Annotated in this window: 14 protein-coding genes and 1 pseudogene; 2 read left to right on the top strand and 13 right to left on the bottom strand. The window is 37.0% G+C overall.

The genetic code is table 11. The features are described from left to right. Positions 1-214 precede the first annotated feature (214 nt). The 7 genes from KFD70_RS16435 to KFD70_RS16405 form a co-directional block, all read right to left on the bottom strand. Positions 215-790 carry a biotin transporter BioY gene (locus tag KFD70_RS16435; RefSeq protein WP_336453053.1) on the bottom strand — a complete coding sequence of 192 codons (576 nt, stop codon included), beginning with the start codon at positions 788-790 and terminating at the stop codon, positions 215-217. A gap of 190 nt (positions 791-980) precedes the next feature. Then, a complete protein-coding gene (locus KFD70_RS16430) occupies positions 981-2,600 on the bottom strand; it encodes a long-chain fatty acid--CoA ligase (protein ID WP_431613245.1) in 1,620 nt (539 codons plus the stop codon). A 138-nt stretch (positions 2,601-2,738) separates the two neighbouring features. Next, positions 2,739-4,166: an amino acid permease gene (locus tag KFD70_RS16425; RefSeq protein WP_336453055.1), complete on the bottom strand. Its 1,428-nt coding sequence runs from the start codon at positions 4,164-4,166 to the stop codon at positions 2,739-2,741. 240 nt (positions 4,167-4,406) lie between these two features. Next, positions 4,407-4,610, bottom strand: coding sequence for a hypothetical protein (locus KFD70_RS16420; protein ID WP_336453056.1), 204 nt, complete (start codon positions 4,608-4,610; stop codon positions 4,407-4,409). 316 nt (positions 4,611-4,926) lie between these two features. Then, positions 4,927-5,175, bottom strand: a complete 249-nt coding sequence (locus tag KFD70_RS16415; RefSeq protein WP_336453057.1) for a DUF2164 domain-containing protein — start codon at positions 5,173-5,175, stop codon at positions 4,927-4,929. A 15-nt stretch (positions 5,176-5,190) separates the two neighbouring features. After that, positions 5,191-5,649: a peptidoglycan recognition protein family protein gene (locus KFD70_RS16410; RefSeq protein ID WP_336453058.1), complete on the bottom strand. Its 459-nt coding sequence runs from the start codon at positions 5,647-5,649 to the stop codon at positions 5,191-5,193. A 14-nt stretch (positions 5,650-5,663) separates the two neighbouring features. After that, positions 5,664-6,467, bottom strand: a complete 804-nt coding sequence (locus tag KFD70_RS16405) for a protein phosphatase 2C domain-containing protein (protein WP_336453059.1) — start codon at positions 6,465-6,467, stop codon at positions 5,664-5,666. Between the two features lie 148 nt (positions 6,468-6,615). Between KFD70_RS16405 and KFD70_RS16400 the strand changes: the two genes are divergently transcribed. Then, positions 6,616-7,425 carry a YitT family protein gene (locus tag KFD70_RS16400; protein WP_336453060.1) on the top strand — a complete coding sequence of 270 codons (810 nt, stop codon included), beginning with the start codon at positions 6,616-6,618 and terminating at the stop codon, positions 7,423-7,425. Between the two features lie 27 nt (positions 7,426-7,452). Here KFD70_RS16400 and KFD70_RS16395 read toward each other — a convergent pair whose 3' ends face one another. Beyond that, positions 7,453-7,821, bottom strand: coding sequence for a VOC family protein (locus KFD70_RS16395; RefSeq protein WP_336453061.1), 369 nt, complete (start codon positions 7,819-7,821; stop codon positions 7,453-7,455). Between the two features lie 277 nt (positions 7,822-8,098). On the opposite strand from KFD70_RS16395, the gene KFD70_RS16390 reads away from it, so the two are divergent. Beyond that, a complete protein-coding gene (locus KFD70_RS16390) occupies positions 8,099-9,640 on the top strand; it encodes a BA3702 family sensor histidine kinase (RefSeq protein WP_336453062.1) in 1,542 nt (513 codons plus the stop codon). A 105-nt stretch (positions 9,641-9,745) separates the two neighbouring features. Here KFD70_RS16390 and KFD70_RS16385 read toward each other — a convergent pair. From KFD70_RS16385 to hutU, 5 genes and pseudogenes are all read right to left on the bottom strand, one after another. Then, positions 9,746-10,090: pseudogene (locus tag KFD70_RS16385) on the bottom strand (FMN-binding glutamate synthase family protein); the annotation flags it as partial. A gap of 87 nt (positions 10,091-10,177) precedes the next feature. Further along, positions 10,178-11,305 carry an alkene reductase gene (locus KFD70_RS16380; RefSeq protein ID WP_336453063.1) on the bottom strand — a complete coding sequence of 376 codons (1,128 nt, stop codon included), beginning with the start codon at positions 11,303-11,305 and terminating at the stop codon, positions 10,178-10,180. 184 nt (positions 11,306-11,489) lie between these two features. Beyond that, positions 11,490-12,458 carry a formimidoylglutamase gene (gene hutG / locus KFD70_RS16375; protein ID WP_336453064.1) on the bottom strand — a complete coding sequence of 323 codons (969 nt, stop codon included), beginning with the start codon at positions 12,456-12,458 and terminating at the stop codon, positions 11,490-11,492. After that, positions 12,437-13,708: an imidazolonepropionase gene (gene hutI / locus KFD70_RS16370; RefSeq protein WP_336453065.1), complete on the bottom strand. Its 1,272-nt coding sequence runs from the start codon at positions 13,706-13,708 to the stop codon at positions 12,437-12,439. The genes hutG and hutI overlap by 22 nt, the downstream gene beginning before the upstream one ends. A 13-nt stretch (positions 13,709-13,721) precedes the next feature. Continuing rightward, positions 13,722-15,380: a urocanate hydratase gene (gene hutU / locus KFD70_RS16365; protein WP_336453066.1), complete on the bottom strand. Its 1,659-nt coding sequence runs from the start codon at positions 15,378-15,380 to the stop codon at positions 13,722-13,724. Positions 15,381-15,383: the final 3 nt, after the last annotated feature.

The raw sequence follows: 15,383 nt of genomic DNA, 5'->3' as shown, positions 1-15,383 counted from the left end.
TCAGATAAAGTGAAACTTTAATCAGTGAGGGGGCTTCATCCCCTACTGATTATTAGCCCTCACCAATCGGGCCTTTACGGGCAGTTTATCTCCCACCTAACTTCTTTGCTTCCACCGAATTTTGAGGCGGGAGTATTACTGCCCGTTAATACGGGATAACAAAAAGAAACACGCTAATACGTGTTTCTTTTTGTTATAAAGTCTCTTACGTTCTTTAACTAGCGTTTGAGATTTTATCTTTCTTTAAAGCAGGTGTAATCACATGTTTCAATGAACGATGTAATCTAGGTACAAGAATTGCTGCTATCACAGCTTTGACAAAATCACCTGGTAAAAATACGACACTTACTTTAATGGCTTGCCATACAGAAATATCCATGATAAATGCTTGAACAGCCACGCCAAATACATAAACAACTAGAATCCCGCCAATTATATTAATCAAGAATACTTTTATAACAGATACATGGCTTAAACGCTCTACAAGATACCCAATCACAAAGGCTCCAACAATATATCCGATTAAATACCCTGCACTTGGACTAACAAATACGCCTGGACCACCGCGACCACCAGCTAATAATGGTGCTCCTACTCCAACAACAAACAAGAAAACCATTTGACTTAATGCACCAAGACGAGATCCAAGTAATCCTCCCGCAAGCATAACACCAAGAGATTGCAATGTAATAGGAACAGGTGTAACAGAAAGCGCAATTGGTGGTATTAGTCCCAACACACCCATAATTGCACTAAATAAAGCAACAAAAACTAAATTCTTTGTATTCATGTATTTATTTCTCCCATTTGTAAACTACAAGTTATCATAAGATAACATATCATTGGTGTTATCTTACCTTTTCTCTTGTATTATTGTCAACACTTTTATAATTTCAGTTAACAATTAAAACCACTATAAATGAACATGATTCAATATAAAAAAGCGACTCCCATTGGCAGGAATCGCCTCTTCTAATAAATTATTTTTCGCTACCTTTATGCAAATTCTCTAGTTCTTTTCGTAATGCTTGTTTCAAAAATTTTCCGACGGATGTTTTTGGAATCGCCTCCATAAAAATAATATCGTCTGGTAACCACCACTTCGCAAACTGCGGTCGTAAAAATTCATATAATTCTTCTTTCGTTACAGAACTCTTTTGCTTTTGTACAACACATGCAACAGGCCGTTCCTGCCACTCCGGATGAGGAACCGCAACAACAGCTGCTTCAAATACAGCCTCATGTGCCATTAAAGCGTTTTCTAAATCTATAGATGAGATCCACTCACCTCCACTTTTAATCACATCTTTTGTACGGTCAACAATTTTAATGCATCCTTCTTCATCAACTGTAACAACATCACCTGTATATAACCAACCATCACGGAATCCTTCGACAGTTCGTTCATCGTTATAATAACTTGCAGCAATCCACGGTGCTCGTAAACAGAGTTCTCCCATTTCAGTTCCGTCCCATTTTACTTCTCCATCCGCTCCAACTACTTTCATCTCAACGCCTGGTACAAGATACCCTTGCTTTGACCTAATTTCAAGCTGGTCTTCGTAGGATAAATCTGTCTCATAGCTTTTTAACCGTGCAAGCGTCACAAGTGGGCTTGTTTCAGTCATACCGTATGCATGTACAAAAGGAACATTATGTTTTTGTTCGAACGCAGCTATCACACTTTTAGGTGCAGCAGCGCCTCCACATAAAATTCGTTTCATACTTGATAGATCATAATCACTATTTTCTAACTCTTGTAAAACACCAAGCCAAATCGTTGGCACACCAGCAGCCAACGTCACTTTTTCATTCTGAATCATTTCTAATAAAATTTTCGGTGTAAACATCGGGCCAGGTAACACTTGTTTCGATCCAAACCACGTTGCTGCAAACGGCAGTCCCCAAGCATTCACATGAAACATTGGAACAATCGCCATTGCAGCATCACTTTCAGATAATGCTGCTGTATCCGCGAGTCCTAAAGCCATACAATGAAGTACCGTGCTACGATGCGTATATACAACACCTTTCGGATTACCTGTTGTCGCTGACGTATAACACATGCCAGCTGGTGCGTTTTCATCAATATCTTTTAAGAATTGGAAATCAGGATCCCCTTCCGTAAGAAGTTGTTCATAGTGATAGACAGGATCTAGAGAAGTTTCTGGAAGTTCTTTTTTATCGGTCATAATGATGTATGCTTGTACAGTCGATAGTTCATCTTTAATTTTTTCAACGAGAGGTACAAGGTCTTCATCAACAAGTAAAATGCGGTCTTCTGCATGTCCAATAATATAGGAAATATGCCCAGCAGATAAACGAATATTAATTGTATGCAAGACAGATCCAATACCCGGAATTGCGAAATATGCTTCCACGTGACGATGATGATTCCATGCTAAAGTTCCAACTCGTTCTCCCTCTTTTATCCCTAATTTCTTCAATGCGCTAGAGAGTCTTCTCGTTCGCTCTCCTAATTGCTTGTATGTTAAAGTGGTAATCGTGTCATGTGTACGCGAAACAATTTCTTTCTTTGGAAACAGATTTTCTGCCCTTTCTATCATTGAACTAATTGTTAATGGCACATTCATCATCATTTTTGTCCAACCTCCCATTAAAGCGTTTTCATTTTTTTAGATATTATACCAAACTTCCGCGGTTAGCAGTTTTATTTTTCTGTATTTTCTGAATTATTTCTGCGGAAATAATTTTCTAACTGAGTTATAGTAACCTTTTTATTCCACATCTCTTGATGTCCTATCTTTTTCTATGACTATATTTCTTTCATTGACTTTCTTCCATACCATATATCCGATGCTTATCATTAGTAGAAACGGAACCCCTGTCAATAACGTAGTTTTAAACATATCCGTAAACCATGTTGTGATAATAATTGCCAACATTAATATCACACCTAATATAGTAAAATACGGAAATCCCCACATACGTACCGGCAGCTTTCTTCCACCATTCTCATCCCACTTTTTTCTGAAATATAAATGAGTAACAAAAATCATCATCCATGTGAACATCGCTCCAAACATGGAGATTCCCATCATTAACATGAACGCTTGATTAGGAGAAACAATCGTAACTATGGTTGCTAACGCGATTCCAATTGTAGACAAGAACAAAGCCGAAACAGGAACTCCTCTCTTACTAAGTGTTCCAAAGCGCTTTGGTGCATATCCAGCCCTTGATAATGAAAACATCATGCGCGTTGTAATATATAATTGGCTATTCATCGCCGATAATGCTGCAATTAACACGACAAAATTCATGATACCAGACGCACCTGTAATATGAAGTAACTCCATTACTTTAACAAATGGACTTTTATCCACACCAGCAGCTTTCCAAGGAACAATCATCAACATGAGAGCTAATGTACATAAATAAAATATAATTAATCGATAGATTGTTGAACGAAGAGCCTTTGGAACTGCTTTTTCTGGATCTTTCGCCTCTCCAGCTGTAACAGCAATCATTTCGATACTCAGGTAACTAAATATAGCAACACAAACAGCCACCCACATACCCCACCAACCATTTGGAAAAAATCCTCCATCATTTATGTAATTTTGCACACCCATTTCAAGATTAGCATTTGTACCAAATACAACATAAGCCCCTAACAAAATAAAGCCTAGAATAGCGATAATTTTAATCATTGAAAACCAATATTCAATTGTTCCAAATAAATTGACACTAGTAGCATTTACAAAAATAAGTAGGCCTGAAAAAAGAATGACCCAAATCCAGCCTGGCGCAGTTGGGAACCAGTATTTCATATAGACAGAAACTGCTGTTACCTCTGTTCCGACCGCAGCTACAATGCTTGCCCAATATGCATAGCGAACTGTAAAACCAGCCCACTGTCCAATATAATGCTCTGCATATGCCCCAAATGATCCCGATGTTGGATGCGCTACTGTCATTTCAGCTAAACACCCCATCAATAAAAAAGCAATAACTGCACCTATTCCATAGCTAAGCAAAACACTTGGACCTGCTAATCCTATTGCCATACCACTTCCTAAAAATAAACCTGTTCCAATTGCCCCACCAATCGCAATCATCGATAACTGCCTCGTAGACAGTCCTCTTTGCAACCCATTCTCTCTTTCTATAATGCTTTGAAACTCTCCCTCGCTCTTTTTCATATACTCCCTCACTTCTATCTATTTTGTATACATTTATAACAGTATAGGAAAGAAATTGACTCCTTGTCAATTTTATTGTTAGAAAATTCAATCTTTTTATAAATCAATAGAGGAGAGTTACCTGATCAAGCTACTCTCCTCTATTGGTTTCTTCATATGTATCTAAAATATCACCTACGCTAATTCCTCTTAATATAAGACGATTTGTATTCAATATTGGATACTCCTCTTTTTCATGTATCATAGTGGTTTCTGCTTAAACTTATGATAATTTCGCACTTTCAATAAAAGTATATTTCCACAATCCGTACAAATATAAGCATCCACTGGAGAAGACGTAAACATCGTCTCTTTTTTTCTTATTTGCGCATATCCAACAAACTCACCTTCCCCAATATCATTAGAGCCACAATAAGAACATGTATGTACCTCTTTCTTTTGCATGAGAGCACCACCTTTAATCTGTTTCTACTCCCTTCGACAGTAATCTTCCATTTTCCTTCCACAAAAAAACCCCTGCCTCTCCTACATTTTGAAAGGAAAATTAGCATTAGAGGCACCTTCATACATTCTATATAGACACTATCGAACTCTATATCGTTGTATCCTCTTTGTTGAACGGGAGGAACTGTTTTTGTGAGGACAGAGACAGGAGAATCTCCCACCTCAAGCTCTTGTAGAGGTAGGTGGGGGTAGTTCAATAATTCAAGAGTACATGAACATAAAGAACATAAGTAAAAAGAGCCTATTAAAAGCCCTTTTACTTACCATCCTGCTTTTCTAATACATATAAATCCTCTTCTATATTTGACAACTTATCTGTAATTAATTTTCTCGCGTCCCTAATCGCTTGATTATATGCATATGGCCCAATTAATTTTATCATTTCTTCTATTAAACGCTCTGCTTGAAAACGCCCGATTGTATCTAAGTCTTCCTCTTCAAAAAACTGCTGAATTTGTTCTACAAGCTCATCTTTCTTTTCATTTGGTATTTTTATATTCATCACGCCTCATCTTCTCCTCTATTTTTGCGATAATATTTCCCTTAACTCTACCATAGAAAAACGTGTTCCTGGACAAGTTTTTGTGACACCTTCTAATTCACGATGACCCAGTATATGTTCTTCACATATAGAAAACTGCTTCATAAAGTTCTTACATAGCAAATGTAAAGAATCTATTTGTGCGAAAGTTGGATCGTATTTATCAAAATTACCTGCCATGCAAATCCCTATCGTTTCACTATTATATCCTTTTGCATGGGCTCCAACATATAATCCCCTACCTTCAAACACAGTCCCATCTTCTTCGATAAAATAATTATATCCAATACCGCTCCAACCTCTTACCTTTTGGTGGAATTCATGTGTTTTATACACATCCCATCCATCTTCAGCTGTATGATGAATGATAAGTTTTGTTACATTTTGCAGTGGCTGCAATTCATCTTGAAACTTCAACTTCGCTTGTTTAATTTCCATTCCGAACCCTCCTTTTACAACTCAATCATAATTATCGTTTTATCATCTGGGTGAATCCTCTTTTGTTCTTCTAATTCTTCTATTATAGAAACATATTCCTCTATACTATGCCCTCTTACATATTGCACTGTTTGTTCAAGTGACCAATCTGGGTGGAATAATCCATCCGAACAAATAAATATTCCTTTCACTTCAGCAAGTGGTAATTCTCCTTGTTGGATCCAAGGGATTGCTTCTGGCATCCCGTTTGCTACTGAATACCCATTTGGCATATTGGCAAGATAACGATTATATTTTAATTGCTGCCTACTGTCATGAAATAGATGTTCTTCCGGTACAGGAAGTCCTTTTTTTCTATCTTCTTCACGTTTTCTTTTCGCTCGTGTACTAATCCCTTTTACTGTATCTTTTGTTAGCACTTTCATCGTTCCATCATGCAATGTAGCAACAATCATACAGTCACCAAGCTGCGCATATTGAATGCTTCTATCCTTTATATGGATTACAGCAATACATGTACACCATAAATGTTCTTTCTTTGTCGTATCAATCTGATAATCTATCATTTTTTCTTGTAATGCTTCATTTGCGTTTGTAATTACCTCTTGTAAACTTATTACTTCTTTTAGCGATGTAAAATGACTTGCAAATAAATGAGATGCAAGATACGCTCCATTATGTTCTTTCTCATCTTGAAATGGTATAAGTGGTGTTGCACCATCGCACACACCATATACCATCACATCTTCGTTACAAAAAAAGGCATCCTCGCACTCCTGTTTCAAAGGACTTTTCTGTTGATACGTTTTAATTTCCATAGCTTCACACCTCTTTAATAAAGTTCGAAAAGTAATTTGATTTTTTAAATTAGTCTAATTTCCCGAAATAAACTGTTTTCCCCTAAAACTTTCAATTTCATATATAATTTTGAAATAATATGATTTTTTAGTGAAGGACGGGAAAAAGATGGTTAGATTTCTTGGAGTTATTATTGGTTCTATCATTATTGCAGTTGCCTTTAATCTTTTCCTTATCCCCCACAAGATTTTAAGTAGTGGAATTGGCGGAATTGCTATTATCTTAGGAATTGTAACCCCTGTAAACACAGGAATTATTAACTTTGCATTAAACTTACCTATTCTTATTTTAGGATACATAGGTCTTGGAAAAAAAGTAATTTTTAATACAGTTGTCTCTGTTGTCGTATTATCTGCAGCATTATACTGGATTCCAGTACAAATCGTCGCAAAAGATCCGCTTCTTTCTTCTGTATTTGGCGGCGTAATTGCAGGAGCAGGAATTGGTCTTGTCTTTAATTGTTATGGTTCTACGGGCGGATTTGATATTATTGGTATGCTATTATCTCGCAAAAGAGATATTAAACTTGGTGGTTTCCTCATTATTTTAAATACAGTCGTTGTTATCATTGCTGGATTTTTCTTTGACTGGGATGTAGCATTAACGAGCTTACTTTCAATCTATGTAACAGGTAAAGTAATCGATGCTGTTCATACGAAACATCGTAAAGTTACACTTATGATTGTAACAAATCAAGCTGAAGAAATGAAAAAGAAACTTCTTTCAACGGTTGTACGTGGAATTACACTTCTTGATGGTGAAGGTGCATACTCAAGTGAAAAAAAGCGTGTGCTTATGACTGTTGTTTCACGAGAAGAGCTTGCTGGTATGAAACTAGCCATTTCTGAAATTGACCCACAAGCATTCGTTAATATTACAGAGACTGTTGAAGTATTAGGATTGTTTAGAAAGAGTTAAAAACTAGGTGGAACTCCACCTAGTTTTTTATTTATTCTCCATAAATTCTAGTCGATTCCCAAACGGATCGAAAACATAAAATCTAATTACATCCAGGCGAGCATGATCATCTATGACTTGAATCCCTTGCTCAATTAATCTTTGCTTAAATTCATCAATTTTGTGAACATAAAAAGCTGGATGTGCTTTTTTAGCCGGAGAAAAAGTTGCTTCTACCCCTATATGAATTTCTTGATTTCCACAACGGAACCAACAACCACCACGTTTTCTTAATTCTTCAGGTTTTGGAATTTCTTCTAAACCGATTTTATATCCATAAAAATCTCTCGCCTCTTCTTCACACCCTGCAGGTGCTGCTACTTGTACATGATCAATCCCTTGAATATAACTTGTCATATGCCCCTCCCCCTTTATATTTTTATTTTATTGTATATAGCTAAAAAAATAACTTATATCAATCTTATGGAATCCCATAAGATTTACTTAACAGCCATATGCATATTGTTTGTTTTATAATAGAGAAGGTGTTGTAATCATAACCAATTAAAAAGAACGAAAACACATGCTATTCTGTAACTTTGTTTTTTATAGAAATATATAACGTTTTTCATATATTATATTTATAATAGGTTATTGAATCTGTTTTAGATGCTAACTGCACGGAGGAAAAGTTATGAGTCGTAAAAAGTTCTCATTTATTCAAAAAAATCGTCATTCGGTCATACCTCGTCGTTTGCGAAATCATACACAAAATTATTCATTAACAGAAATGTATGCATCCCTTTTCGAACATAATCCTGATAGTATTATTTCATTGAACTTACAAGGAATCATATTACACATTAATCCCTCTGCGGAAAAAATATTTGGATATACTTCAGAGGAATTAGAAGGAAAAACAATTACCTCTATTATAGAAGCACATATTTCTGACCAAGTACTGCAATATATAAAAAATACTACAACTGATAATCAAGAAGAATACATAATTTCTACCCGCCATAAAGATGGATATCAAATAGATGTAGTTACAAAATTAGTTCCTATTTTTATTCAAAATCAACTTTCTGGTGTATATGCAATTATGAAGCCGCTCGAGAAATCTGAAAGAATCGAAAAAATGTTAAAAGAAAGCGAAAAACGACTGCGTACATTAATGGACTCAATGCCTGCCTTTGTTATTTTTAAAGATCATGAAGGGCGCTGGCTAGAAGCAAACGATTACGCTCTTTCTTGCTTTGATTTCCATGATGTTCCGTATCACGGAAAAAAAGATAGTGAACTCATTCAGTATAATGAGGCATATCGTGAAGCGTTTTTACATTGCGAAGAAATTGATGAACTTGCATGGCAAAAAAAACAAATTATTCATGGTGAAGAATTTATCATACATAAAAGTACATCTAATATTATTTTAGATCTTTCAAAAGTACCACTCTTCCACCCTGATGGTTCACGTAAAGGGCTCATTGTTATGGGTAGGGATGTTACTGAATTGAAGGAAACCGAAAAATTACTACGAAAATCTGAAAAATTAGCGGTAGTTGGACAATTAACAGCAGGAATCGCTCATGAAATAAGAAATCCATTAACAGCGTTAAAAGGATTCTTAACATTATTAAAGCCCGAGATTAATGAACAAAACAAATGGTATATAGATGTGATGTTAAGTGAAATTTCGCAAATGGAATCAATCACAAGCCAATTTATGGCAATGTCAAAACCACAGGTACTCTCTATTCACTCTTGTCAAATCCAGTCATTAATTGAAGAAGTTGTAACCTTTATTTTGCCTACTGCCATCATGCATAGTACACATATTATTATGGATCACCTTTCTGCCATACCAGAAATTCAATGTGATGGTAATCAACTAAAGCAAGTCTTTATTAATGTACTAAAAAATGCGATTGAAGCTATGCCTCGCGGGGGGAATATTTTCATTCAAACAAAGCAATTGGGTGAAAAATTCATTTTAATCCGTATTATAGATGAGGGCTGTGGCATTCCAAAAGATCGTATTTCTCGTTTAGGTGAACCTTTCTATAGTTTAAAAGAAAAAGGAACTGGACTAGGCTTAATGATGTGCTATAAAATTATCGAAGAACATCACGGTAAGCTACAAATTTCAAGTAAATTAAATAAGGGAACAACTGTAGATATTTACTTACCTATTTCCCCACCTAGGCATAATTACGAAATAGAAAAAGAGTAAATGGAAAACCATTTACTCTTTTATATCATAATCTATCACATCTCATTCTGTTGCTTGTTCAAGTATTGTTTCCATTTCTTTAAACTCACGATGAATCGCTTTTGCTGTAAAAATTCGGAACAAAGCGTTTGTAATATAATATCCAGATGCCTCAAAATCCCGCTTTGAACCAAAACCAAGAACTTCAGATCGATATTTCGCTAAAAACATTACACTTTGAAAATCATAACGTAAAAAAGGGTTTCCATCTGTATCATTATCAAACCAATACTGCCGAAATTCAGGTCCTATCTTCTTCAGTAAAAATCGCATCCTTCCTAAGTACGGATGAAGTTTTAAGAGAGAGTGATGAGTTCGTTTCTTTATAAAAAATGTAACCATAAAAAAGGTGATAAAAAGTATTAATAACAATAGTAATATACTAATAATAACGAGTAGCGTTTCATTCACTTTCGCTCCTCCTATCAGACCATTTTCTAATATTTTTTCTTACACAATAAAAGAAGAACACCTTATGTGCTCTTCTTTTATTATTATTCATACTAATGTAGCAAGATGCTGCTTTGCATCGTATTCCTCTAAACTTTCCCCATGCTTAACACGATGCACAAAATCCGGATTAGCAATCAATGGTCTACCAAATGCTGCTACATCAATTGCTCCTTCTTGTAGTGCTTCTTCTGCCTCTTTTGGATTTAAATTCCCCACTCCTACAATTATGCCATTCCAATATTTACGAACTAACTGATGCAAGTTTTTTCCGTCAGCTATCACTTGCGTATAATTCATTGTTGAAGGATGGATCATCGTTAATCCTACTTCATGGAACATCTCTACGAAAGTTTGAATTGCTGTTTCAGGATCTTCCCACATATAGCTAGGATTATCACCTTTAAATGCCGAAAAACGAATAAGCGTTTTATCTGCACCAATCGCACTTATAACAGCTTGTAATACTTCTTTCATAAACGTTAACCTTTGTTTTAAGTCTCCGCCATATTGATCCTTTCGATGATTCGCAAATTCATAAGTAAATTGATCAATTAAATACCCATGTGCCCCATGAATTTCTACCCCATCGAAGCCCGCTTCTATCGCATTCCTAGCAGCTTGCGCATACTGTTCGACCGTTTCTTGAATTTCTTCTATCGTCATTGCTTCTGGCGTATCAAATGGCTTTCGAAAACGCGGGACATTTCCTTGTGCTGCTATAGCTGAAGGTGCTTGTGGTAAGAATCCACCTGTTAATTCATGATGACTCATACGCCCTACATGCCATATTTGTGCAATAATGGTTCCACCTTCTTTATGTACCGCCTCTGTTACTGGTTTCCAAGACTCAATTTGTTCTCTTGTATAAAGACCTGGAACACCTGGATTCCCCTTCGCTCTTGGGCTAATTACAATTCCTTCTGTAATGATTAGACCCACACCATCTGCTGCACGTTTCCGGTAATACTCGACTACATCAGCCCCAACTACTCCTGTTTCATCATCAGCAAAACAACGAGTCAGCGGTGCCATTGCCACACGATTACGAAGAGACCAAGCACCAATTTGAATTGGATCAAATAACTTCGTTTCTTCCACATTTTGAAATGATCCCCAATTATTTATATTCGTACCTTCATATATACTTGCTGTTTTGCTCTTTTCATTTGTCATTTTGATTCCCCCTATACCTTTTTGTAATTAAGCCTTCAATTTTTCACAATAACTTTTAAAATATTTCATATATGAATCATAATTTCTTACCAACTCGTACGTCAATTTATAAGCTCTTATCATATAATATTCATATATAAAACAATACAAAGAAGCCTCTCCAAATAAGGAGAGACTTCTTTTTTCATATGCTAACTTGCTTACTAATCGTTTCTCTGGCTAGCAGAAAGCTCATAATCACCTGAGCAGCCACACGACTCGTCATATCACGAAAATCGAGCGTTGGATCGATTTCTACAATATCCATACCTTGAACAAGTGGTTCTTGACCAAGTGCCGTAATCGCATCAAGTAACGTCGTACTGTCCATGCCACCTGGACCGATTGCTGGACATCCTGGTGCAAATGCCTGATCTAATACATCCATATCAACAGACACATAAATAGCTGTAACCCCTTGTCTACGTAAGATTTCAATACTTTCTGTAATTATATCTTTAATCGCTATCTCTCGAACATGCTTCATTGTATACACCGTCACACCATGCTCTTTTGCATATTCATGGTACGTACGAGCATTTGAGAAATTACGAATGCCAATTTGAACAAGCTGCTTCCCTGTAATCACATCATTTTCTAGTAAACTACGAAACGGCGTTCCATTCGATGGTCCTCCATCTTCTAGATTACGTAAATCATGATGCGCATCAAATTGGATAATACCAACCTTTCCTTTACTACTTGCAAACCCACTTATACTAGGAAAACTAATGGAATGATCTCCTCCAAGAACGATCGGTACCATTTGTGGATTCACTTTCGTCAAATGACTAACCGTCTTGGCGATGCGAGCATGGCTTTCTTTTATATCTGTTACATGCATTGTAATATCGCCACAATCATACAAGACACTTTCTTTCATATCATGCTCTTCTGTAATTGCGTATGTGCTATATGCATCTAGCATTGTGCGAATGGTTTTCGGTGCAAAACATGCACCTGAATGACTAATAGAAGGTTTAGAGAGCGGCGCACCAATTAAAGCCGCTCCAAAGATTTCTTCCCCATCCCAAACTTGAATCATATCGCTCCATTTCGTTACTTCACGATCTATAAACTTTGCATTTTTCTTTAAATAGTGGCCTTGCTCCACGCTTTGTCACCTCTTGTATATGCAAGATTACCATTCTTCCATACTGTATTTACATGACTCACACCGTAATGATAAGGAACATATGCATAATTATATGCATCCCATAAAACTAAGTCAGCCTTACGTCCAACGCGAATTTTCCCCGCAACATCGCCGCGATTGATCGCATATGCTGAGTTAACTGTTACAGCATTCCAAACTTCTTCTGGTGTCATTTTTAGTTTCAACATTGCAATACTCATAATCAGCTGAATGTTTTCAGTCGGGCAGCTACCTGGGTTAAAATCTGTCGCTAAAGCAACCGCTACACCTTCGTCAATCATTTTACGTCCACGTGCAAAACTTTCTTTATTTAAATAGAAAGTTGTTCCTGGAAGTAATGTTGCAACTGTATTTGAATTTGCGAGCATTTCAATCCCTTTATCTGATGCTCCAACTAAATGGTCTGCTGATGCCGCACCAATTTCTGCTGCCGCTTCTGCACCACCAAGTGGATCAATTTCATCTGCATGAATTTTCACATCAAAACCAAGTTCTTTCGCCTTTAATAAGAACTCTTTCGATTCTTCTACAGAGAATACCCCTGTTTCACAGAAGATATCAACGAACTCCGCTAATTGTTTTTCTTTCATCTCTGGTAATAAATCTAGCATCCATTGTAAAAATTCTTTTGATTTTCCTTTGTACTCTTTCGGAACAGCATGTGCTCCTAAAAATGTTGAAACTAAATCAATTGGATGCTCTTTTTGAAGCTGTGCCGTAACTTCTAATTGCTTCCACTCTGTTTCATCATCTAATCCGTAGCCACTTTTCGCTTCTACTGTTGTGACTCCGAACGATAACATACGATCCAAATGAAATTTCGCCTTCTGCACAAGCTCTTCTTTCGACGCTTGCTTCGTTGCATTCACAGTCGAAAGAATCCCGCCGCCCTTTTCTAAAATTTCTAAGTACGGTACTCCCTGTAACTTAAGAGCAATTTCATTCTCACGAGACCCACCAAATACAAGATGTGTATGAGGATCAACTAAACCTGGGGAAACCATTTTCCCTTCGCAATCAATGATTTCTTTTGCTTGTAACCCTTTCGCTTCTTCCGCTGTGCCAACGAAAGTAATTACACCGTCTTCAATACCAACTGCACCATTTTCGATAACAGGAAGCGTATTCATCGCTTCCTGTCTTAACAAGCCATCTTCTTGATCCATTGTTAACAATTGACCGATATTCGTTAGTAAAATGTCCAGCATGTTTTCTTCCTCCTTATTTCATCATTGGAATGTTAACGCCTTTTTCTTTCGCTGTTTCAACAGCTAAGTCGTACCCCGCGTCAACGTGACGAACAACACCCATGCCAGGATCAGAAGTTAATACGCGTTCAATACGTTTTCCTGCAGCTTCTGTTCCGTCTGCAACAATAACCATTCCAGCGTGAAGTGAATATCCCATACCAACTCCGCCACCGTGATGTACAGATACCCAGCTTGCACCGTTCACACTATTGATTAATGCATTTAAAATTGGCCAGTCTGCCACTGCATCACTGCCATCTTTCATTGCTTCTGTTTCACGGTTTGGAGATGCAACTGATCCACAGTCTAGATGGTCACGACCAATCACGATTGGTGCCGATAATTCACCGTTTGCAACCATTTCATTGATAATACGACCAAATTTTGCACGTTCTCCATAACCAAGCCAACAAATACGTGATGGAAGACCTTGGAACTCAACTTGCTGACGTGCCATGCGAATCCAGTTACATAAATGTTCGTTATCTGCAAACTCACGTAAAATAACTTCATCTGTTTTATAAATATCTTCTGGATCACCAGAAAGTGCTACCCAGCGGAATGGTCCTTTTCCTTCGCAGAATAATGGCCGAATAAACGCTGGAACGAATCCTGGGAAATCAAATGCATTTTGTAATCCCTCATCGAAAGCAACTTGGCGAATGTTATTACCATAATCAAATGTGATTGCACCTTTTTCCTGCATCGCAAGCATCGCTTCTACATGTTTTTTCATGCTTTCTTTTGATAATTGTACATAGCGTTCTGGATCTTCTTCACGAAGTTTTGCCGCTTCTTCTAATGAATAGCCTACTGGAACATAGCCGTTTAATGGGTCATGAGCAGACGTTTGATCTGTCACTAAGTCTGGTGTAATATTACGTTTTACAAGCTCTGGTAAAATTTCTGCAGCATTTCCTAATAGCCCAATTGAAATTGGCTCTTTCTTCTCTTTATATTCTTTCGCAACAGCTAGCGCCTCTTCTAAAGATTCTGTGTACATATCACAATACCTTTTTTCAATACGGCGATCGATGCTGCGCTTATCTACATCAATTGCAATGACTACCCCACCGTTCATCGTAACAGCAAGAGGTTGTGCACCACCCATACCTCCTAAACCAGCAGTAAGTGTTAACGTACCTTTTAATGAACCATCAAAGTGTTGACGTGCCGCTTCTCCAAACGTTTCGTATGTTCCTTGTAAGATTCCTTGTGTACCGATATAAATCCAGCTACCAGCTGTCATTTGTCCATACATCATAAGGCCTTTTTGTTCTAGTTCACGGAAGTGATCCCAATTTGCCCACTTTGGTACTAAGTTTGAGTTTGCTAGAAGAACACGTGGTGCATCTTCATGTGATTTAAAAATGGCAACTGGTTTACCAGATTGAACAAGTAACGTTTCATCACTTTCTAAAGTTTTTAACGAATCAACAATTGCATGATAACTATCCCAGTTACGAGCTGCACGGCCGATACCACCGTAAACAACTAATTCTTCTGGTTTTTCAGCTACTTCTGGATCTAAGTTATTCATTAACATACGAAGAGCTGCCTCTTGAATCCAACCCTTAGTTTGTAATTCCATACCTCTTGGCGCGCGAATTGTTTGTTTTACGTTTTCCATTTT

The organism is Bacillus pfraonensis (genome assembly GCF_050768835.1).
Taxonomy (GTDB): Bacteria; Bacillota; Bacilli; order Bacillales; family Bacillaceae_G; genus Bacillus_A; species Bacillus_A pfraonensis.
Note: the sequence above shows the minus strand (reverse complement) of the source record. Positions and strands in the feature narration are given on the sequence as shown.